General features: G+C 71.1%; 20 protein-coding genes. 10 read left to right on the top strand and 10 right to left on the bottom strand.

Going from position 1 to position 21,202, the window contains the following annotated elements:
- The first annotated feature begins 170 nt into the window (after positions 1-170).
- The gene (locus GPA03_RS07320; protein WP_156251391.1) at positions 171-479 is read left to right on the top strand and encodes a helix-turn-helix domain-containing protein; all 309 of its coding nucleotides are present in this window, start codon (positions 171-173) and stop codon (positions 477-479) included.
- 76 nt (positions 480-555) lie between these two features.
- Here GPA03_RS07320 and GPA03_RS07315 read toward each other — a convergent pair whose 3' ends face one another.
- From GPA03_RS07315 to GPA03_RS07305, 3 genes are all read right to left on the bottom strand, one after another.
- The gene (locus GPA03_RS07315; RefSeq protein WP_241681118.1) at positions 556-1,323 is read right to left on the bottom strand and encodes a DNA-formamidopyrimidine glycosylase family protein; all 768 of its coding nucleotides are present in this window, start codon (positions 1,321-1,323) and stop codon (positions 556-558) included.
- Positions 1,324-1,327: 4 nt separating this feature from the next.
- The gene (locus GPA03_RS07310) at positions 1,328-1,924 is read right to left on the bottom strand and encodes a biotin transporter BioY (protein ID WP_156251234.1); all 597 of its coding nucleotides are present in this window, start codon (positions 1,922-1,924) and stop codon (positions 1,328-1,330) included.
- A gap of 124 nt (positions 1,925-2,048) precedes the next feature.
- Positions 2,049-6,788: an ATP-dependent helicase gene (locus GPA03_RS07305; protein ID WP_156251233.1), complete on the bottom strand. Its 4,740-nt coding sequence runs from the start codon at positions 6,786-6,788 to the stop codon at positions 2,049-2,051.
- Between the two features lie 74 nt (positions 6,789-6,862).
- Here GPA03_RS07305 and GPA03_RS07300 point away from each other — a divergent pair, with 74 nt between their 5' ends.
- Genes GPA03_RS07300 through GPA03_RS07275 form a run of 6 tightly spaced genes read left to right on the top strand, consistent with a single transcriptional unit; the run spans position 6,863 to position 10,842 of the window.
- Positions 6,863-7,396: a mycothiol transferase gene (locus GPA03_RS07300; protein ID WP_156251232.1), complete on the top strand. Its 534-nt coding sequence runs from the start codon at positions 6,863-6,865 to the stop codon at positions 7,394-7,396.
- Positions 7,393-7,617 (top strand): DUF3046 domain-containing protein, encoded by a 225-nt coding sequence (locus GPA03_RS07295; RefSeq protein ID WP_156251231.1) that lies wholly within the window; start codon positions 7,393-7,395, stop codon positions 7,615-7,617. Before GPA03_RS07300 ends, GPA03_RS07295 begins: the two co-directional genes overlap by 4 nt.
- A 20-nt stretch (positions 7,618-7,637) precedes the next feature.
- Positions 7,638-8,222: a CG0192-related protein gene (locus GPA03_RS07290; RefSeq protein ID WP_156251230.1), complete on the top strand. Its 585-nt coding sequence runs from the start codon at positions 7,638-7,640 to the stop codon at positions 8,220-8,222.
- A 51-nt stretch (positions 8,223-8,273) separates the two neighbouring features.
- Positions 8,274-9,188, top strand: a complete 915-nt coding sequence (locus GPA03_RS07285; RefSeq protein ID WP_156251390.1) for an ABC transporter ATP-binding protein — start codon at positions 8,274-8,276, stop codon at positions 9,186-9,188.
- Entirely contained in the window at positions 9,185-10,021 is an 837-nt protein-coding gene (locus tag GPA03_RS07280) for an ABC transporter permease (RefSeq protein WP_156251229.1), read from the top strand. The genes GPA03_RS07285 and GPA03_RS07280 overlap by 4 nt, the downstream gene beginning before the upstream one ends.
- Positions 10,021-10,842 carry an ABC transporter permease gene (locus GPA03_RS07275; RefSeq protein WP_156251228.1) on the top strand — a complete coding sequence of 274 codons (822 nt, stop codon included), beginning with the start codon at positions 10,021-10,023 and terminating at the stop codon, positions 10,840-10,842. The genes GPA03_RS07280 and GPA03_RS07275 overlap by 1 nt, the downstream gene beginning before the upstream one ends.
- Before the next feature lie 4 nt (positions 10,843-10,846).
- Here the strand turns inward: GPA03_RS07275 and GPA03_RS07270 are convergent, their stop codons facing one another.
- Positions 10,847-11,608 (bottom strand): hypothetical protein, encoded by a 762-nt coding sequence (locus GPA03_RS07270; RefSeq protein WP_156251227.1) that lies wholly within the window; start codon positions 11,606-11,608, stop codon positions 10,847-10,849.
- A gap of 252 nt (positions 11,609-11,860) precedes the next feature.
- On the opposite strand from GPA03_RS07270, the gene GPA03_RS07265 reads away from it, so the two are divergent.
- Positions 11,861-12,886 carry a DNA polymerase domain-containing protein gene (locus tag GPA03_RS07265; protein WP_156251226.1) on the top strand — a complete coding sequence of 342 codons (1,026 nt, stop codon included), beginning with the start codon at positions 11,861-11,863 and terminating at the stop codon, positions 12,884-12,886.
- Positions 12,887-12,998: 112 nt separating this feature from the next.
- Here GPA03_RS07265 and GPA03_RS07260 read toward each other — a convergent pair whose 3' ends face one another.
- On the bottom strand, positions 12,999-14,996 hold the full coding sequence (locus tag GPA03_RS07260) for an AfsR/SARP family transcriptional regulator (RefSeq protein WP_156251225.1): 1,998 nt from the start codon (positions 14,994-14,996) through the stop codon (positions 12,999-13,001).
- Positions 14,997-15,074: 78 nt separating this feature from the next.
- Positions 15,075-15,437: a hypothetical protein gene (locus GPA03_RS07255; RefSeq protein ID WP_156251224.1), complete on the bottom strand. Its 363-nt coding sequence runs from the start codon at positions 15,435-15,437 to the stop codon at positions 15,075-15,077.
- Positions 15,438-15,689: 252 nt separating this feature from the next.
- Between GPA03_RS07255 and recA the strand changes: the two genes are divergently transcribed.
- Together recA and GPA03_RS07245 are read left to right on the top strand one after the other, a co-directional pair.
- On the top strand, positions 15,690-16,760 hold the full coding sequence (recA, locus tag GPA03_RS07250; RefSeq protein WP_170296872.1) for a recombinase RecA: 1,071 nt from the start codon (positions 15,690-15,692) through the stop codon (positions 16,758-16,760).
- Between the two features lie 126 nt (positions 16,761-16,886).
- Positions 16,887-17,702, top strand: coding sequence for a regulatory protein RecX (locus GPA03_RS07245; RefSeq protein ID WP_241681116.1), 816 nt, complete (start codon positions 16,887-16,889; stop codon positions 17,700-17,702).
- Between the two features lie 7 nt (positions 17,703-17,709).
- Here the strand turns inward: GPA03_RS07245 and GPA03_RS07240 are convergent, their stop codons facing one another.
- From GPA03_RS07240 to GPA03_RS07225, 4 genes are all read right to left on the bottom strand, one after another.
- Positions 17,710-18,621 (bottom strand): amino acid ABC transporter permease, encoded by a 912-nt coding sequence (locus GPA03_RS07240; RefSeq protein WP_156251223.1) that lies wholly within the window; start codon positions 18,619-18,621, stop codon positions 17,710-17,712.
- A complete protein-coding gene (locus GPA03_RS07235) occupies positions 18,618-19,292 on the bottom strand; it encodes an amino acid ABC transporter permease (protein WP_156251222.1) in 675 nt (224 codons plus the stop codon). Before GPA03_RS07235 ends, GPA03_RS07240 begins: the two co-directional genes overlap by 4 nt.
- A gap of 77 nt (positions 19,293-19,369) precedes the next feature.
- A complete protein-coding gene (locus GPA03_RS07230) occupies positions 19,370-20,260 on the bottom strand; it encodes a glutamate ABC transporter substrate-binding protein (protein WP_156251221.1) in 891 nt (296 codons plus the stop codon).
- 35 nt (positions 20,261-20,295) lie between these two features.
- A complete protein-coding gene (locus tag GPA03_RS07225; RefSeq protein ID WP_156251220.1) occupies positions 20,296-21,096 on the bottom strand; it encodes an amino acid ABC transporter ATP-binding protein in 801 nt (266 codons plus the stop codon).
- Positions 21,097-21,202 lie beyond the last annotated feature (106 nt).

The raw sequence follows: 21,202 nt of genomic DNA, 5'->3' as shown, positions 1-21,202 counted from the left end.
CGGTAATGATGAAGAACACGCTGCCGCCGCGATACACGGGAACGCTCCGTCCCATCCGCCGAAACAGTGATCTGAAGAACGCATCTGTCGGCTCGCCGATGTACCGTAGGACCATCCCGGCGCCGCAGGCGTCGAAGACCACGACGAAGGAACGAGGGGAGGGCAAGCCGATGATCGTGCTCCGTCAACAGATCGGGGACGTGCTCCGCGCTGCCCGCCAGCGCCAGGGCAAGACCCTCCGTGAGATCTCGTCCGCCGCCCGTGTCTCGCTCGGATACCTCTCCGAGGTCGAGCGCGGCCAGAAGGAAGCGTCGTCGGAGCTGCTGTTCTCGATCTGCGATGCCCTGGACCTCCCGGTCTCGGTCGTGCTGCGCGAGGTCTCCGACCGAGTGGCACTGCTCGAGGGGATCCTCATCCCCGATGCGCTGCCCCCGGACTTCAGCGACGTCGCTCACGACGAGCTCGCCGCCGCTCACTGAGCTTCTGGCCACTGAGCCTCAGCGCCCATTCACCCGTCCGGGTGGGTGGGCGCTCTTGCTGGTGGCGACGCCGACGTCAGCGCGCCTGACAGCGAGGACACCAGTAGGTCACCCGGTCGCTCGGCGGCTGCCCGAGCCGACCCTCCCGGATCGGCGTTCCGCAGCGGCGGCACGGTTGGTTCGCACGCCCGTAGGTATGGGTGCCGCGCCCTGGCCGTGGGTCGCCGGTGGCGGTGATCGACGGGGCATCGGCGCTGCAGCGCATGATCTGCGCCGCTGTGCTCATCACATTTTCGGGGTCGGGTACCTCGCTCGCCGGCAGCCACGGGTTGATGCGGTGCAGCCACAGCGTCTCGGCCGTGTAGATGGTGCCGATCCCTGCAGCCACTCGCTGGTCGAGCAGCACCTCGCCGATCGCCCGATCGCCCTGCGCGCGCAGGTTCGCGGCCGCCGTGGCGACGTCGACGTCGTCGGCCATGAGATCCGGACCCAGATGCCCGATCACGCTGCTCTCCTGTGTGGTGGCGACCAGGTCGACCATGCCGAGCGAGATGCCCACACACGTCCAGCGGCTCGTCGCGAGCACCACGCGGACCGTGTGCTGCGGCCACCGTTGTGGCTGCGGCAGCGTGCGTCGTATCTGGTAGGTGCCCTCCATGCGCAGGTGCGTGTGCAGCGTGCGGCCATCGTCGAAGCGGGTCAGCAGGTGCTTCCCGTGGCTCACGGTCTCCAGCGCCTGCGCCCCGACCAGGTTCGCGCCCGCCACGCTCGGCCACCGCAGCTCCGCGCGCACCAGCGGGCCGTCCGCGAGTGCCTGGGTCAGGCGGCGAGCGGTGCGCAGCACGACGTCACCCTCGGGCACCGTGCCCGCTCGCGCGCAGCAGCCGCCAGGTGCCGGGCAGCAGCAGCGCGGCTGCCACCGCCTTGATCGCATCGCCCACGAGGAACGGCACCACGCCCAGGGCCAGCGCCTCGAGCAGGCCGATCTGCAGGGCCGCCATCAGCCACGGCACCCCCAGCACGTAGATCACGGCGGTGCTCAGCACCGCTGCGCCGATGGTGCCGATCGGGGAGCGGTCCGCGCGCCGCCGCGCGGCGGCACCGGCGAGGACAGCTGCGGCGACGTATCCGATCACGTACCCGTACGAGGCGAAGGCCCAGCCCGATCCCTGCTCGGCGAAGATCGGCACGCCGACAGTCCCGAGCACCAGGTACAGCGTGGTGCTCAGCAGCGCGCGCAGCGGCCCGAGCGCGAGCCCGGTCAGCAGCACCGCGAACGTCGACAACGACAACGGCACGGGCGTGAACGGCAGCGGCACGACCAGCTGCGCGAAGACGGCGATCAGCAGCGTGCCGCCGAGCACCAGCCCGGCATCGCGAACGCGCGAGCTCGTCCCGAGGTCGGCAAGGACGGGGACCCGGCGTGGTGCTGCTGCGATCGTCATCTGGCTCCTCGAGGTGCGGCGAGGCCGGATGCCTCGCTCCGGTGAGGCTAGCGACCGGGCACGGGCGGTGGCGAGGGCGGCCCCCGACAACGTTGACCGCCCGACCTTGCAGCATCCCCACGGGTCAGCGCCGCAGCCGCAACCCTCGGGGGGTCGCGATGAAGCCGGCGTTGGTGAGCGCGTTGCTCAACGCCGGCTGCGCAGCCAGGGCCGAGCCGCCGTCGGTCTTGCTGACGGTGAACCGGCCCAGCGAGCCCGCGCGGGCGTGGGCGGCCAGCTCGGTGGCAGCGGCTGCGAGCGTGGTCTCGTCGCCCGTGAACGACAGCAGCGTCTTGGCGCCGCGCTCGAGGTAGAGCGCCGGGGTGCCGCCGACCAGCACCACGCTGGCGCCCACCTTGCGCCCGGGTCGGTGCCCGCTGCGCTCCTCGAGCAGCCCGACCGGCTCCGGCCAGGGCAGCGCCGCACCGTACGGGTTCGCCGGGTCGGTCGCGGCGAGCAGCATCGCGGGAGCGGCGGCGCTGTCACGGGCCGCCGTGCGCAGCGACTCCACCGCGTCGGGGAGCGCGAACTGGGCTGCCCCGAGCCCCTCGACGAAGTACCCCCGGCGCACCTGTCCGTTCTCCTCGGCGCTCGAGAGCACCGTGTACACGGTGGAGAACCCACCGGTGAGCGTCTCGGGCACGGTGCCGCGGACCACGAGCCCGTCGCGGTCGAGCAACGACAGTGCCCGTGCGGCCCGCCGTCGCGCGTCATCGGCGCGGCCTCCCACCAGGCTCCATCTGCCGACGGCGTCCGGCGGGGTGGCCAGCCCGCTCACCGAGGCGCGGCTCGCCCCCAGGGCCGCCGTGCGCAGCGCCGTGGTGCGCAGCGAACGCGGGCGTGGCCGGCGGTTCGACCGGGTGCCGGGCCGTGGGGTCGCGCCGAGCCGAGCCCGCAGCGGCGCCAGCGTGTCGTTGGTGACCCAGCCGGCCCAGACCAGCTCCCACAGCGCGTCGACGACGGCGGACCCCGCTGGGGCGTCTGCCGGTCCGGCCCAGTCCGCCTGCACCTGCGCGATCACGTCGCGGGCGAAGCGGCCGCCGCCGGTCCCGAGGGCATCGAGCAGGCGTTCGTGCACGTCGGTGAGGGTGAGATCGCCGAGATCGGGTGCGAGATCGGCGACAGCGTCGGCTGGCAGCAGCGTCACCCAGCCATCGGCGCCCGGCCCCGAGCCCGCACCGACCCACACCACCTCGCCCGCGCTCGTGAGCTCGTCGAGCAGGTCGGGGGAGTAGTCCCGCACGCGGGCAGGCAGGATCAGGCCCTCGAGTGCCGACGCCGCCACCGGCGTGCCGGCGAGCGCCTCGACCGCCGCGGCCACACCATCGACGCCGCGCAGCTTGCCCACGTGGTGCCACAGCGGCAGGAACACACCCAGGGTCGCAGGCGGGACCGCCTCCACCTCGGCGCGCAGCGCGGCGAGCGAGCGCCGCCTGATCCGCCGGAGCACCTCGGCGTCGCAGTAGTCAGGTCCCGGCAGCGCGGCGCTCGCAGGAGTGTGCGCATCGACCGGCCGTAGCGTGCCCTCGGCGAGCACGCCCTTGTCGGTCAGCCGCGTCAGCACCGGCAGCACCGCGCCGACCCCGAGCCCGAACCTCGCCGCGACCTCGCCGGCGCGGAACGGCCCATGCGTGCGCCCATGCCGCCGGACCAGGTCGGTCAGGGCCTCCGGCGCCTGCTCCAGGAACGCCTCGGGGAGCCCCACCGGCAACGGGACCCCCAGCGCGTCGCGCAGTCGCCCGGCATCCTCGGCGACCGCCCACTGCTGCTCACCGGCGACCCGCACCGAGATCACCCGCCGCGCGGCCGCGAGCTCGAGCAGCCAGCCCTCGACCGACTCGGGCTCGAGCGCCCGTGCGGCGAGCTCCGCCGTCGGCAGGGGGCCGAGGAGGCGGACCAGGTCGAGGATGCCCTCGGCATCCTTGGCACGTACGCGCTCGGTGCGGAACCCGACCTCGGCCTCGACCGAGGCGAGCGCTCCGACGTCGAGCAGGTCGGCGACGTCGGTGAGGCCCTCGCCGAGCAGGTCCGAGAGCAGGCTCGGATCCAGGGTCAGCGCAGCCGCGCGACGCTCCGCCAGCGGGGCGTCACCCTCGTAGAGGAACTGCGCCACGTAGGAGAACAGCAGCGACTGCGCGAACGGTGAGGGTGAGGGCGTGCTGACCTCGACGACCCGGATCCGGCGTGCGCGCAGATCCGTCATCAGCTGCACCAGGGCGGGGACGTCGAAGTCGTCCTGAAGGCACTCGCGCACCGCTTCGAGCACCACGGGGAAGTCCGGGTAGTCGGCGGCGACGGCCAGCAGCTGCGCGCTGCGCTGGCGCTGCTGCCACAACGGTTGCCGCCGGTCAGGGCGGCGCCGCGGCAGCAACAACGAACGCGCCGCGGCTTCCCGGAACCGGGCGGCGAAGTGCGCCGAGCCGCCGAGCGCGGCCACCACCTCGGCGGTGAGCGTCTCGGGGTCGAGCAGGAGATCCTCGGCGGTGACCGCGACATCCCGGGGTGCGGCGTCGTCCCACTCGGTGTCCCACGAGGCCTCGGCATCCGGCAGCCGCAGCACGATGCCGTCGTCGGAGTGCATCGCCGCGACGTCGGTGCCCAGGCGCTCCCGCAGCCGCGCCGCCAGCACGAGCGCCCACGGCGCGTGCACCTCGGCGCCGTAGGGCGAGTGGATCACCACGCGCCAGTCGCCGAGCTCGTCGCGGAACCGCTCGACGACGACCACCCTGTCGGTCGCGAGCCGCCCGGTGGCCTCCTCCTGGTCGCGGAGGTAGGCGAGCAGGTTGTCGCGTGCCCAGTCGTCGAGGCCCCAGCCGTCGAGGGAGCCCGGCGCGAACCGGGCCTCGGCGACCTCGCGCATCATCGCGCCGATCGCTGCGCCGAGCTCGGCGGGCCGCCCGGGGGCGTCGCCCTTCCAGAACGGCAGCCTGCCGGGCAGCCCCGGGGCGGGGGAGACCAGCACCCGGTCCGGGGTGATGTCCTCGATCCGCCAGGTGGAGGAGCCGAGCGTGAACGTGTCGCCCACGCGCGACTCGTACACCATCTCCTCGTCGAGCTCACCGACGCGCCGCCCGCCTCGCGCGGCCGCCGAGTCGGTGCCCACCACGTACACGCCGAACAGGCCGCGGTCCGGGATCGTGCCACCGCTGGTCGCGGCGAGCCGCAGTGCGCCCGGGCGGCCGCTGATCGTGCCGGCCACCCGATCCCACACGATCCGTGGTCGCAGCTCGGCGAAGTCCTCGCTGGGATAGCGCCCCGCGAGCATGTCGAGAACCCCGTCGACGACGGCGTCGCTCACCTGGGCGAACGGGCCCGCCCGCCGCACGAGCGCCTTGACCTCGCTCACCTCCCAGTCCTCCTGCGCCACCATGGCGACGATCTGCTGCGCGAGCACGTCGAGAGGGTTCGCCGGGATCCTGACGGCCTCGATGTGACCATCGCGGGCGCGGACCGAGGACGTCGCCGCAGCGAGCAGGTCGCCGCGGTGCGTGGGCAGCACCACACCGTGCGAGACCGCCCCCACCTGGTGCCCGGCACGCCCGATCCGTTGCAGCGCGCTCGCGACCGACGGCGGTGCACCGACCTGCACGACGAGGTCCACGGCGCCCATGTCGATGCCGAGCTCGAGCGAGCTGGTGGCGACCACCGACCGCAGCGTGCCGGTCTTGAGCGCCGTCTCGATGCTCGTGCGCTGCTCGCGGCTCATCGAGCCGTGGTGGGCGCGGGCGATCACGGCGTCCGCGGGCACCGCCAGGCCCGCGCCCGACTGCGCCTGCGTGGCGGCCGGCCAGGCCGCCCCGGCATCCAGCTCCGTCTCCTCGCCGCGCTCGGCCGCGAGCCGACCTGCTTGCACCTCGTTGATCCGCGCGGTCAGGCGCTCGGCACCGCGCCGCGAGTTGGTGAACACGATCGTGGAGCGGTGGCTCGTGATGAGGTCGACGACGCGCTCGGTGACGTGCGGCCAGATCGAGCCCGTGGTCGGCTGCTCGACCACGAGCGGACCGGCGGCCGAGCCCGAGAGGTCAGGGCCGCCGTCGGGCACCGGGGTGCCCGGGATGTCGGCGAGGTCGGGGACCGGGACCACCACATCGATCTGGAGCTCCTTGCTCGACGGCGGCTGGACGATCCGGGTGGTGCGACCACCGTCGGACAGTGCTCGGGATCCCGCGAGGAACGAGGCGACGGTCTCGACCGGCCTGACCGTGGCCGATAGCCCGACGCGCTGCGCGGGACGGTCGAGGAGCGCATCGAGGCGTTCGAGCGAGAGGGCGAGGTGGGCGCCACGCTTGGTGCCGGCGAGGGCGTGGATCTCGTCGACGATCACCGTCTCGACACCGGCCAGGCCTGCGCGGGCCGCCGAGGTGAGGACGAGGAACAGCGACTCGGGCGTGGTGATGAGGACATCGGGCGGCTTGCTCGCGAAGGTGCGGCGCTCGTTGGCGGGGGTGTCGCCGGTGCGCACGCCCACACGGACATCGGCGGGTGCGAGCCCCTGCGCCGCCGCGGCCGCGCCGATGCCCACCAGCGGGGAGCGAAGGTTGCGCTCCACGTCCGCTGCCAGCGCCTTGAGCGGCGAGACGTAGAGCACCCGGCAGCGGTGCGCCGGGTCCTCGGGGGTCGGCTCGGTGAGCAGCCGGTCGATCGCGGCGAGGAACGCGGCGAGGGTCTTGCCCGAGCCGGTGGGGGCGACGACGAGCGCGTGCTCACCCGAGGCGATCGCATCCCACGCACCCGCCTGTGCGGCCGTGGGGCCCTCGAAGGCGCCGGAGAACCACGTGCGCGTAGGCGCGCTGAACCCCGCCAACGGGTCGGCAGGAGCGCTCATCGGTTCATCGTGTCACCCTGGACCGACACCCGCGGTCGGGAGCGATGTCAGCGCGATGCGCGAGGATGGTTGCCATGAGTGAGCACACCGCCGACGAACACCTCCGCGCCATGCTCTCCGATGCCTTCGACCGGGTGGCCGAGAGAGTCGCCGCGGTCGCGGCGGACCTGTCGCAGGAGGATGCGACCTGGCGTCCCGACGCCGAGGCGAACACGATCGCCTGGCTCCTGTGGCACCTCTCGCGTGTTCAGGACGACCACGTCGCCGGCCTCGCCGGCACCGAGCAGGTGTGGACCTCGCAGGGCTTCTACGACCGTTTCGCGCTGCCCTTCGCGCCGGAGGTGCACGGATACGGCCAGAGCAGCGCCGACGTCGCACAGGTACGCACGCCCCCTGCCGAGCTGCTCGCGTACCACCGCGCGGTGCGCGAGGCGACCGGCCGCTACCTCGAGGGCCTCACCGGGGCCGAGCTCGAGCGCGTGGTCGACACCTCGTGGGACCCGCCGGTCACCGCGGCGGTCCGGCTCGTGAGCGTCATGGACGAGTGCGCCGCGCACGTCGGGCAGGCCGCGTACGTCAAGGGGCTCGCCGAGCGGCGCACGCGATGAAGCACTCGGAGTTCTGGGCCGCCATGGAGGCGGCGTTCGGCGCCCGCGCGTCCTCGGTGGCCGCCGATCTCGTGCTCGGCGCGCTCGAGCACCGCACCGGTGAGCAGGCGCTGGCCCAGGGCGAGTCGCCGCGTGAGGTGTGGGATGCCATCTGCGACGCCCAGCAGCTACCCGACGAGCTCCGCTGGCATCACCGCCGGCAACCTCCGAAGCGCCGCTGACCTACGTCTACGCTGGTCGGATGGCGATCCTCCACAAGGCAACGCTCGTTCCCTCCAAGGCCGAGATCGTGGCCGCCTGGCTCCCGCAGCAGCCCTGGTACGACGGCGCGGACCCCGCCGCGCCGCGCCCGGTGGCCAGCTACCGCTTCGATGACCCGGCCGGCGAGGTCGGCATCGAGACGATGCTGCTGGCGACCGGTGACGACGGCGTGGCCTGGCAGGTGCCGTTGACGTATCGCGCTGAGGCGCTCGACGGCGGCGGCGCCCACCTGATCGGGACCCTCGAGCACTCCGTGCTGGGCACGCGCTACGTGTACGACGCGCTCGGCGACCCGGTGTACCTCGCGGTGCTGCGCTCGGTGATCGAGCAGCAGGGGAGCGAGGCCGACCTCGAGCGCTCCCTCGACGACGGCACCACGGAGCAGGTCGCGAAGACGCTGCTCGTGCGTGGGACCGGTGGCGCGGGTGTGGACGTGATCCTCGACCGGCAGCCTCAGGCCGCCGTCGAGGCCGACCTCGCCGAGGGCTCCGGGACCCTGATCGGCTGGCGCGCCTCGGCTGCTCACGGATCCGCGCCCGATCTCGTGCTCGCCCGGCTGCAGTAGCGCAGCGCGCGTCACCACAGTTGCTAGCGTTCCCCGGTGGCCAGTGAACCCATGATCAAGGCCGTCGGGCTGCGGAAGTCGTTCGGTGACTTCACGGCGGTGGACGGCATCGACGTCGAGGTCGCGCCGGGGGAGTCGTTCGGGTTCCTCGGCCCGAACGGGGCGGGCAAGACCTCGACGATGAAGATCATCGGCTGCACCTCGCCCGCGAGCGGTGGCACGATCCGGATCCTGGGGATGGATCCTGCCAGCCAGGCGAGCAAGATCAAGGCACGGCTCGGCGTCGTCCCCCAGGAGGACGCGCTCGACGCGGACCTGACCGTCTTCGAGAACCTGCTGGTGTACGGCCGCTACTTCGGGCTGCCGCGCGCGACCGTGCGCGCACGCGCCGAGGAGCTGCTGGAGTTCGCACAGCTGGTGGACAAGCGTGACGAGATCGTCGAGAAGCTCTCGGGCGGCATGAAACGACGCCTCACGATCGCGCGCGGCCTGATCAACACCCCGCAGATCGTGCTGCTCGACGAGCCCACCACGGGTCTCGACCCGCAGGCCCGGCACATCCTGTGGGACCGGCTGTTCCGGCTCAAGCGTGAGGGCGTGACGCTGGTGCTGACCACGCACTACATGGACGAGGCCGAGCAGCTCTGCGACCGGCTCGTGGTGATGGACAAGGGCAGGATCGTCGCGGAGGGCTCGCCACGGGCGCTGATCGCCGAGCATGCCTCGCGGGAGGTGCTCGAGCTGCGCTTCGACGTGGCGGACCACGCCGAGCGGGCCGCCGACGTCGAGGGCATCGGCGCCCGGGTGGAGGTGCTCGCCGACCGGCTGCTGCTGTATGTCGAGAACGGCGACGTTGCGCTCGAGCAGGTGACGGCGCGCGGCGTGCACCCGATGTCCTCGCTCGTGCGCCGCGCCTCGCTCGAGGACGTGTTCCTGCGCCTGACCGGGCGGAGCCTGATCGAATGACGGCGACCACACCGGCCGGGGTGAGCACCGCCGTCGAGAGCCCGCCGGGCGGGGGTTGGCTCTCGGTGCTCGCGTACTGGATGGCCGTGTACAAGCGGGTCTGGAAGGGCACGATCATCTCCTCCTTCCTGGCCCCGCTCGCGTACCTCGCGGGCATGGGCATCGGGCTCGGCTCGCTGATCGACTCGGGGGAGCGGACGGCGGTCGAGGGCGTGCCGTACCTGGCCTTCGTCGCGACGGGGCTGCTGGCGGCGCAGGCGATGCAGACCGGCGTCGGGGAGGCGACCTTCCCGGTCATGGGTGCGATCAAGTGGCACCACACGTACGAGGCCATGCTGGCGACCCCGCTGCGGGTGCAGGATCTCGTGCGCGGGCACGTGGTGTACGCGGCCATCCGGGTCGCGACCACCGTGGGTGTGTTCGCGATCGTGTCGATCGCGCTCGGCGCGCTGTCCGGCTGGGGCGTCCTCGGTGCCGTGGTGTTCGCGATCCTCGGCGGGCTCGCGTTCGCGATGCCCGTGTACTTCTACTCCTGCCGGGTGCGCTCCGAGCAGGGGTACAACGTGCTCAGCCGGTTCGTCATCATGCCGCTGTTCCTGTTCTCGGGGACGTTCTTCCCGATCTCGCAGCTGCCCGCCTGGTTGGAGGCGCTCGCGTGGGTCTCGCCGCTCACGCATGCGGGCGCGCTCACCCGGGCGGCCGCTCTCGGCCCCGGATCGCCGTTCGTGCTCGACCTGGGTGGCTACCTCCTGCACATCGCCTACCTGCTGCTGTGGGCCGTGGGCGGGTACCTGCTCGGGGTGCGTGCGCTCCGCTCCCGGATGGGAGCGTGATGGTGACCACCACGCAGGAGGTGAGCGATCGCCGTCGGTCCCGGATTCCGTTCCCGGTCGCGTTCGCGCTGCCCCTCGCCCTCGTGGAGCGCAACGCGCGCGCGGCCCGGCACTTCTGGCTGACGATCGTCTCCGGGTTCTTCGAGCCCGTGTTCTACCTGTTCGCGATGGGGGTGGGCATCGGCGCGCTGGTGGGAGATGTGATGGTCGACGGCGTCGCGATCGGTTACGGGGTGTTCGTGGCACCCGCGCTGATGGCGACCTCCGCGATGAACGGCGCCGTGTACGACTCCACCCAGAACGTGTTCTGGAAGCTGCGCTTCGCCAAGACCTACGACACCGCGCTCAGCACCCCGATGCGGCCGACCGACGTCGCTATCGGGGAGATCTCGTGGGCGCTGCTGCGCGGACTGATCTACTCGACGGCGTTCCTCGCCGTGGCTGCGATCGGCGGGTTCGTGCACTCCTGGTGGGCGCTGCTCGCGATCCCCGCCTGCACCCTGATCGGGTTGGCGTTCGCCTCGGTGGGCATGGCGGCGACGACCTACATGAGCAGCTGGACCCACCTGGAGTACGTGCAGCTGGCGATCCTGCCGATGTTCCTGTTCTCGGCCACGTTCTACCCGTTGTCGACCTACCCGGCCGCGCTGCAGTGGGTGGTGCAGGCGACGCCGCTGTACCACGGGGTCGATCTCGTGCGCGGCCTGATGCTGGGCGACCTGCACGCGGGGTTGCTCGTGCACGTCGCGTACCTCGCGATCTTCGGCACCGTGGGGATCTGGGCGACGGCGAAACGCATCGAGCGCTTGCTGCTCACCTGAACGGTCAGCCCGCGAGGATCGCGTTGAAGGTCGCGGCGTCCACGGCGAACCAGATGTGCTCGGCCCGGGCGAGGAGCTCACCGCCGGGGCTCCACAGGGCCGACGAGGTCCAGGTGCGGCGGCCCTCGCTGCGGTCCATCCGGCCGGTGACGACGCAGCTCAGCTGCGGATCCGGCAGCTGCAGGATCTCGGCCGTCATCGTGCCGAGCACGAGCGGCCGGCCGAGGATGTCCGAGGTCCAGCCGCTGGGGCAGTCGAGCGCCGCCCAGACCGCGGCCTCGGCCGGTGGCGAGGTGCCGAACGCGTCGGCGGGGCGCCACAGGCAGGCCGTGCTGCCCTCGTGGAGCCGCCCGGGGGTGAGGCGCATGCCATCGCCGGGTTCGCGGGCGGTGCCGCACACGAAGCACTGCGGGAACGGGTGCAGGTCGGGGTCGACATAACCGGCCGCGGTGGCGGCTGCCTCCTTCGGCGTCACGAAGGGTGGCGGCTCGGAACGCCAGTCCGGCGCACCGGTGGCGGTGGCGATCGTGATGCCTCCGGAGGTGAGGATGGCGACCGGGTCGAGGTCACCGCCATCATCGGTGAGGGTCTCGATCGTGACGTCCAGCGGGGTGTCGAGCGGCGGGGGAGCATCCAGCCGGACCCTGACGGGACCGAGCCGGGCCGGCGTCGAGGCACGCAGCGTTTGCGCCAGCATCCCGGCGCTCCAGCCTCCGTTCCCCGACGACGACGGCCCGCAGTACCTCGCCGCGATCGTGATGTGCATGCGCCCATGCTGGCGGATGACACTGCCTGGTGCGTGAGAACCGGAGGTGCCATGGTCCGCAGCTGCGCGTCGATCCTTCGAGCAGGGGTTTGATCGACCGTTTCGAGCGGGCTGAGTGACGTTGATGTCAGTTCTTCAACGGATTGGGCTCAGTGGCCGGACTGCTCGTGCACCACGGCGCAGTATCGCGGTTCGCGACAGCGAGCGTCCCGAGCTCGAGCGCCACCGAACGATGAGTGGCACGCTGGCCGGGTGGCGAAGAAGACCGAGACCCGCGCGGGCGTCGAGCTCACGAACCTCGACGCGCCGCTGTTCGGCGGCGCGGACGCGACCAAACGTGACCTGATCGACTACCTGGAGGCCGCTCAGGGGTCGATCCTGCGCGAGCTGACAGGTCGGCCGCTGTCAGTGGTTCGCGTCCGGCCCGGTCAGCAACCCTTCATGCAGAAGAACCTCCCCGACCACGCGCCCGATTTCATCCGACGCACCACCGTGTGGTCCGATGCGGGCAACCGCGAGATCCACTACTCGCTCTGCGAGGATCTGCGCACCCTCCTCTGGTTCGGGAACCAGCGCGCCGTCGAGTACCACCCGACACTCATGCTCCCCGAGATCGCCGACGACCCGAGCGAGCGCACCGAGATCCTCGCCGGCCAGGTCACCCACCTCGTCCTGGACATCGACCCACCGGAAGGGAGCGGGTTCGACGTCGTGATCGCCACCGCGCGACTGGTCGAGCGCGCGCTCGCCGAGGCGGGCCTCTCGGGCGCCCTCAAGACCTCCGGCTCCAAAGGCGTGCACGTGATCGTCCCGGTCGCCGACGTCGAGCTCCCGGACGCCGCGGCGGCCACCCGGGCGCTCGCCGCGCGCGCCGAGCGCCTCGACCCGAGCATCGCCACCACCGCCTACATCAAGGCCGACCGCGGCGGGAAGGTCTTCATCGACGCCACCCGCTCCGGCGGCGCCTCCCTCGCGTGCGCCTACAGCCCACGGGTACGCCCCGGCGCCACGGTCTCGTTCCCCGTCGCCTGGGGTGACCTCGACGGCGTCGTGCCCGCCGACTTCACCATCCGCTCCGTTCTTCCCATGCTCGACGGCGACCCCTGGGCCGCGTCCCTCCCGTCACCTCAGCAGGTACCCGGGGATGTCCTCGAGGAGGGTCACGGCATCCCGGTCGCACGGGTGGCCGCGATGCACGAGGGCAAGCGGCGCAAGCGGGCAGCCGAACGCGCCGCCGCGCAGCACGCGGGTGACCGGGACGGGACAGCGACCGGTTGACTACACCGGGTCGAAGTACGGGCTCGGGCGGAGGCCGGGAGACACGGGCGACATGCGCTCCTCGCAGGGGATGGGGTCCCCGAACCATCGCTCACCAGGATTCGGGAAACCTTCAGGTCCCGCGGCGAGCGGTGGCAGGTGGCGGCTCCAGCAGCGCCGCCAGCGGCACCGGCGGAACGTCGAGCTCGGCCATCGCCGCGCAGTAGTCGGCGTAGTAGCGACGTACCTGCCCGTGACGCCGGTCGGCGTGCAGCGCGCGCAGCAGCCCGCGCCGGGAAGGCTCGTCGTAGGGGTCCGCGGCGACGAGGCCGAGGTACCACGAGACCGCGGCGGCGGGCCGGCCGAGCTCGAGCAGCTCGTCCGCAAGCCTTCGGCGCACCTCGTCGGCGAGCGCAGCCAGGCGCGCTCGGACAGGGGCGGCCCAGTCGGCGTACGGCTCGTCCTCGGCGAACGCGCCCGTGTAGCCGGCGACGACCTCCTCGAGAGCGGCGATCCGGGACCGTGGATCGCTCACCATCCTGAGCGCGGCCGTGGCGCGCCGCTCCAGCTCGACGGCGTCGATCTCGACGCGATCGAGATCGAATCTCACCGTGCTGCGGTCCGCGACGAGGGCACCGGTGCCGCTGCGATCCGGGTTCAGCAGGGTGCGCAGCGTCGACAGCACGACCGAGAGCCTGGCGCCGACACCAGGATCGCCGGGCCAGAGCAGCTCGGCGAGCGCCTCGCGCCCGATGCCGCGGGGATGTGCGGCCAGGATCCTGACGACGTCGCGGCACTTGCGGGACTGCCATGACCAGACCGGCAGCGGTCGGCCTCGTCGGAGCACGGCGAGGTGACCGAGCACGCGGATCTGGATCTCCGCCGTCGGGGTGGGTCCGAGGGCGCGAAGCGGCCCGGCGATGCGTGTGACGCCGTCGGAGACCCCGAGGGCGTGCAGCCGACGGCGGGCATCCCGTTCACCGTCTCGGTCGCGGCCGTTCCTGGCGACCATGAGCGCGTTGATGGCAGAGTCGATCGGGTCGCCCACGGACATCAGCAGCTCGCGGGCCTCGGCGAGCCGGGCAGACGCCCGTCCAGGGTCGAGCAGCGAGTGCAGCTGCAGCGCCTCCGCGAGGCCGGCAGGATCGCGGCGTCGTCCCGCCTCCGCCTGCGCCTCGCGGGCGTGCTGGAGTGCGTGCTCGAGGTCGTCGGCGTGGAAGGCGAGCCAACCGGCAGCGAGCCGGGCCGAGACGTCGCCGAGCGCAGCCGGTGTGGCGAGGCAGCGAGACAGCGCCTGCTGGGCGCCCTCGGGTGCGTCCTCGACGAGGGTCCGGCTCAGCCCGGCAAGGGCAGGCACCAGCACCTGGGCGGATCCGGTGACCTCGGCGATCGCGACCGCATCACGGTAGGCGGCGGCGGCCCGTGTGGGCACGCCCTGGCGGCGGTTGGCCTCGCCCATCCCCAGCAGGGCGTGCGCGCGCATCGGCGCGTCGGCCTGGAGCCAGCCCGCCTCGGCGAGCCCGAACTCGTGCAGCGCTTCCTCGATACGGGCCTGGCCCAGATACGCCTCGCCCAGGTTCTGGTGCGCGAGCGGGGCCAGCAGCGCGGTCTCGTCGGAGCCTGCGGCGCCGGCGATGAGCGTGAGCGCCTGCTCGAGCCGCACGACCGCGGCGGCGTGGTGCCCCTCCTCGTTGAGCTGCGAGCCGACGTTGGTGAGGATCCGCAGCGTGGTGTCGCGCTCGCCGCTGGCTGCGGCGTGCGCGAGCGCGACGTCGTAGGCGTGCGCGTTGCCGGACCGATCCCCGACGGCGGCACACACCAATGCGATCGCGACGTGGGCATCGGCCAGGGCGGCATGATCCCCGCATCGTTCGGCGAGCTCTCGCGACTCCTCGGCGAGGGCCGCTGCTGCGGCGACCTCGCCGCGAGCCCAGTGCGAGCTCGACTGCCCTGCCCGGATCCGTGCCGCCTCCACCAGTCGGCCGACATCGCTGAGAGATGCGGGGTCGCCGTTCTCCTCGTCCGCACGCGCGTAGGTGTCCAACGCCTCGGCGAAGCGTCCGCCGTAGTGCTGGCGGTGAGCGCGACGACGCAGGGCCTGCGCCGGCACGGGACCTCTCTCATCGCTCACGTTCCGACTGTAGGACGGTGGGGAGGTCGACGTCGGGTCACTCACGTCCGGTGCGCTGGGAGCCCTCGGGGAGGCCCGTCATCGACCAGGACCCCACATCGCCGCCATCGCGAGAACGCAGATGACCGGGACGCCGATGGCGGCGGCCCAGACGACTCCGGACGGCCATGTCGTGCGGCGGGTCGCTCCGTCGGGGCCCTGGACGACGCGCTCACGGTGACCGGCGAACGAGACCACGAGACCAGCCACCCCGATGACCGGACCGAGCCATACCCACGGCAGCGTTCGGGTGAGCACGCCGCCGATGCCGACGACCAACGACAGCAGCACGCCGCCGTTGAGCAGGAGGTCGCGGAGCAGCAGCGCACCGCCATGGGCGACGGCGCCGAGCACCCCGGGCACGTCTGCGGGTGACTTCTCCGGTGGGGTCGGTGTGGTCACGGCTCGAGCGTACGGCGCTCGGCGTGTCGCGGACGGCATCCGCGCTTAGAACGCGTGTTCGGCTACTGTGTCCACAGGTGACGACAGATGCGCCGCTATCCACAGTACGGGGTAGCCGGCTCAGCTGGATGTCGGTGGTCGGACATAGCGTCACTGACGGGTCAGCGCTCGGCGAGGGCGTATCCCGACAACCAGACCAGCCCCAGCCCGGTGGCGGTTGCACCGCAACAGCCCGAGAAGAAGGAACCTCACATGGCAACTCCGCTCGCAGATCGCTCCAAGGCCCTCGAGGCTGCCCTCGGCCAGATCGACCGCCAGTTCGGGAAGGGCTCGGTGATGCGCCTCGGCGATGACACCCGCCCGCCCGTCGAGGTCATCTCGACCGGTTCGATCGCCCTCGACGTCGCCCTCGGCATCGGCGGCTTGCCGCGTGGCCGCGTCGTCGAGATCTACGGCCCAGAGTCCTCGGGTAAGACCACGGTGGCGCTGCACGCCGTCGCCAACGCCCAGCGCAACGGCGGCATCGCGGCGTTCATCGACGCCGAGCACGCCCTCGACCCCGAGTACGCCAAGAAGCTCGGCGTCGACACCGATGCGCTGCTCGTGTCGCAGCCCGACACCGGTGAGCAGGCGCTCGAGATCATGGACATGCTGATCCGGTCCGGTGCGCTGGACATCGTCGTCATCGACTCGGTCGCGGCGCTCGTGCCCAAGGCCGAGATCGAGGGCGAGATGGGTGACTCGCACGTGGGTCTGCAGGCGCGCCTGATGTCGCAGGCGCTGCGCAAGATCACCGGCGCGCTGTCCGCCTCCGGCACCACCGCGATCTTCATCAACCAGCTCCGCGAGAAGATCGGCGTGTTCTTCGGCTCGCCCGAGACCACCACCGGTGGCAAGGCGCTGAAGTTCTACGCCTCGGTCCGTATCGACGTGCGCCGCATCGAGACGCTGAAGGATGGCACCGACGCGGTCGCCAACCGCACCCGCGCCAAGGTCGTCAAGAACAAGATGGCCCCGCCGTTCAAGCAGGCCGAGTTCGACATCGTCTACGGCGTCGGCATCTCCCGCGAGGGCAGCCTGATCGACCTGGGCGTCGAGCACGGCATCGTGCGCAAGTCCGGTGCTTGGTACACCTATGAGGGTGACCAGCTCGGCCAGGGCAAGGAGAACGCTCGCACGTTCCTCAAGGACAACCCCGATCTCGCTCTCGAGATCGAGGAGAAGATCAAGGTCAAGCTCGGGATCGGTGTGCGTCCCGAGGTCAAGCCCGAGGAAGCCGAGCCGGCAGGCAAGCCGGCCAAGGCCGCTGCGGTGGACTTCTGAGAGTCTGCTGCTGACGATCGCTGATGGTGGTCGGCGCACCTCGGGTGACCTCGAGGCGCGCCGCCACTGCCGGCAGCGGTCGCGAACGACACGCGAGCTGAGGACGACGCAGTGACGGGGCCGCAGATGTCTGAGCCCGACGAGCGCTCGGGGACCGGTGAGTCGCCCGAGCAACGGCTGCAGCGTGCGCGCGAAGCGCTCGAGCACGCGACGCAGCTAGCGGCCAGCAACGCAGCCGCGCGCTCGCAGGCGCGCAAGTCGTCGCACCAGGCCGCGGAGGACCGCGCGGACGCGCAGGGGACTGCGGACCAGGGCGCCGTGGATCCGGCAGCGCCGCCGGAGGAACCGATGGCCGGGTCGCGCTCAGGTGGGCGTGGACGGTCGGCGGAGCAGCGTCGTCGTCGCCGCGCACGCATGCCCGGTCAGGAGCCACCCCCAGCCGGTTCCGCCGCGGTGGATGGCGAGCCCGATCCGGAGTCGGTGGCGCGCACGGTCGCCCTGAACCAGCTCAATCACTCGGCCCGCTCACGCGCCCAGATCGCTGAGGCGATGGCGCGCAAGGACGTCCCGCCGGAGGTGGCGGAGAAGGTGCTCGACAGGTTCGAGGAGGTCGGCCTCGTCGACGACGCCGAGTACGCCGCGATGCTGGTGCGCACGCGTCAGGCCGAGCGAGGCCTGGCCAGGCGAGCGCTCGCCGTCGAGCTCAAGCGCAAGGGCATCGATACCGAGACGGCCGCGCAGGCGCTCGAGTCCGTCGACCCCGACGACGAGGAGGAGTCGGCACGCCGCGTCGTCGACAAGCGACTGCGCTCCATGCGCACGCTCGAGCCCGAGGTCAAGAAGCGCCGCCTCGCTGCGATGCTCGCTCGCAAGGGGCACCCCGCCGGCCTCAGCTACCGTGTCATCGACGAGGCGCTCAAGGCTGAGGGCGACGGAGCCTAGACGAGGATTACGGTGTGTCGTCTCCAGGCACACCGCCGGGAGCGGCCGAGGCAGCACCGATCTGGATCGCGCCACCGCCGGGGGCCCTTGCATTGGTGCGCCCCGAGGTGCGACTGCCGAGCCGCTTGGCGAGCTTCTGGGCGATCCACCCCAGCAGGAAGTTCAGGGCGATGAAGATGAGTGCTGCGACAAAGAGCGTCTGCAGGATCGGGAACGGCGCGCCGCTGCCGAGGAGACGAGCAGAGCGGAGGAGCTCCGAGTACAGGATGAGCTGACCCAGCGCCGAGTCCTTGAGGATGACCACGAACTGGCTCACCAGCGACGGGAGCATGGCGATCAGCGCCTGGGGGAGCTCGATCGAACGGATGGACTGGGCGCGAGTCATACCCACCGCCAGGCCGGCCTCTCGCTGGCCCTTGGGCAGCCCGTGCACGCCGCTGCGAACGAGCTCGGCGATCACCGAGCCGTTGTACAGAGTCAGCGCCACGACGACGGCCACCAGCGGCACGATGGTGCGATCCAGGCCGATGAGGTAGCCGATCGCCGCCGCCGCCACCATCATGATCAGCACAGGCACTGCGCGGAAGAACTCCACCACCAAGCCGCAGAACCAGCGGATCGCACGGTTCGAGGAGAGCCGACCGACCCCGAAGAGAAGTCCGAACAACAACGCGAGGACGACGGCGTAGAGGGCCGAGATCAGCGTGTTCTGAAGGCCTGGGAGGTAGTAGTTCGTCCAGGCGTTGGCGCTGAGAGCGCTCGACCAGAGGTTGCCCGCCAGCTGCCCGGCGTCTTTGAGCTTGATCAGGAGGAACACCACGGACAGCACGAGCAGCGCTGCGCCGACGATGTTGATGATCGTCGCCGTCCGCTTGCCTCGAGGGCCGAGAGCATCGAAGAGGACCGACTGCGCGCTCATCGGGACACCGCCAGCCGCTTGGAGAGATAGGTCGCCAGCAATCCCACCGGCACCACGATGATCACGAAGCCGACGGCCACGGTCAGGAAGATCAGATACACATAGTTGCTCTCGTTCTCCACCATCTCGCGCATCAGGATGGAGATCTCCGCGACCGACCCTGCGGCGACGACGGTCGTGTTCTTGATCAGAGCGATCACCACGTTGCCGAGGGGAGCGATCGCTCCCCGGAACGCCTGCGGCAGGATCACGAGCCTTGCGGAGTCCAGGAACGGGAGACCGATCGCGCGGGCCGCCTCGGCTTGCCCGGCAGGGACCGTGTTCACGCCGGAGCGCAGCGCCTCGCAGAAGAATGCGGCGTGGTACACGGTGAGGCCGAGGACGCCCAACCAGAAGAAGTTCACGGCAAAGACGTCGGAGAACTCGACCTTGAGCACCGGCCACAGGACGGCGATGCCGAAGACGATGATGATCGTCAGCGGGGTGTTGCGCAGGATGTTGACGTAGGTGGATCCGGCGAAGTTGAGCGACGGCACCGGGCTGATGCGGAACATCGCCAGGATGGTGCCGAGCACGAGTGCGAAGATCCCGGCGAAGAAGGTGAGCTTGATGTTCACCCAGTAGGCGCCGGCGATGTCGTACTCGGACAGCACCGTCAGGAAGTCAGCCAACGCTCTCCTCGATCCTCATCAACGTCTCAGCGGAACGGTGGCGACCGCAGGGCTGCGGCCGCCACCGATTCGCTAGCTCAGGCCTCGCACTCCCGCAGCGTGGGCGGGTTGAGGTCCGCGTTCGGCGTGTAGCCGGTTCCCTCCGTGTTCGCCTCGACCGCGGCCTCCCACGCCCCGTCGTCGAACATCTCCTGGATCGCGGCGTTGACGTCCTCGCAGAGCGGGCTGCCCGGGGGCAGACCCACGCCGTAGTTCTCCTCGGAGAACGGTGCGCCCACGACCTGCAGCGCACCGCTGCCCTCGTCGGCGGCCAGTCCGGCCAGGATGATGTCGTCGGTCGTGACCGCGTCGACGGTGCCTTGGATCAGCTGCAGGATGCACTCGGAGTAGCCGCCCACCTCGACGAGCTGGGTGCCCTCGGCGTACTCGTCCTTGACGCGCTGGGCCGAGGTGGAGCCGGACACCGAGCAGAGGTTCCGGCCGTCGAGGCTCTCCGGGCCGGTGATGTCGCCCGCATCCTCGGACCGGATCAGCAGGTCCTGGCCGGCGACGAAGTACGGGCCGGCGAAGTCCACGACCTCGTCGCGCGTGTCGGTGATCGAGTAGGTCGCGAAGATCATGTCGACCTGCTCGTTCTCGAGCATCGTCTCGCGGTTCGCCGACTGTGCCTCGACGAAGGTGATCTGATCGGCCGAGTAGCCGAGCTTCTCCGCCACGTAGGTCGCCACGTCGACGTCGAAACCGGTGAACGTGTCGCCGTCCTTGAACCCGAGGCCCGGCTGGTCATACTTGATGCCGATGGTCAGGCCCTCGCCACCACCATCGCCACCATCGGTCTCCTCGTTGCCGCCGGTGTTCTCGCCGCCGGTGTCGCCGTCGCCGCCACCAGGCTCAGCCTGGCAGCCCGCGAGCGCAAGTGCGCCGACAGCGAGCACGCCCGCCACCATGGTCAGTCGTGATCTCCGCATGTTGTCTCCTTCTGTTGCGGTTCGTCTGATGAGAATCAGTGAGTCAGGATCTTGCCGAGGAAGTCCTTGGCCCGGTCGCTCTGCGGGTTGGTGAAGAACGACTCTGGGTCGGCCTCCTCGACGATCTGCCCGTCGGACATGAAGATGACGCGGTCCGCTGCCTTGCGCGCGAACCCCATCTCGTGGGTCACCACGATCATCGTCATGCCCTCCTTGGCGAGGGCCACCATGACGTCGAGGACCTCGTTGACCATCTCGGGGTCGAGCGCCGAGGTGGGCTCGTCGAACAAGATCGCCTTGGGCTGCATGGCCAGCGCCCGCGCGATGGCCACCCGCTGCTGCTGACCGCCGGAGAGCTGCGCCGGGAGCTTGTCGGCCTGATTCGCCACGCCGACCCGCTCGAGCAGCGCCATCGCCTGCTCCTTCGCCTGCGCCGGCTTGACCTTCTTCACCTTGATCGGGCCGAGCGTGATGTTCTCGAGGATCGTCTTGTGCGCGAACAGGTTGAAGGACTGGAACACCATGCCGACGTCGGCGCGCAGCCGGGCCAGCGCCTTGCCCTCCAGGGGCAGCGGCTCGCCGTCGAGGGTGATCTGTCCTTCGTCGATCGGCTCCAGGCGGTTGATCGCCCGGCAGAGGGTGGACTTGCCCGAGCCTGAGGGCCCCAGCACCACGACAACCTCGCCCTTGTGCACCGTGAGCTCGATGTCCCGCAGCACGTGCAGGTCACCGAAGTGCTTCTGCACATCGCTGAGGACGATGAGCGGGTCCGGCGTCGGCTCCGGGAACCGGTCGTCCGGAGCATCGGTGACGGGCGTCACGTCTTCGACTGACATGTCCTGCAACCTATCTCCTCGTTGTTTCGTGAGTCATGCGTACTGGTCACAGAACGGACACGATCAGACCGGCCGGACAACCGCCGATCACCGGGCGCCGGGCGCA

The sequence above is a fragment of the Pseudactinotalea terrae genome (genome assembly GCF_009733845.1).
Taxonomy (GTDB): Bacteria; Actinomycetota; Actinomycetes; order Actinomycetales; family Beutenbergiaceae; genus Pseudactinotalea; species Pseudactinotalea terrae.
The sequence above is the reverse complement of the archived record's forward strand: the minus strand, read 5'-3'. Positions and strand labels throughout refer to the sequence as shown.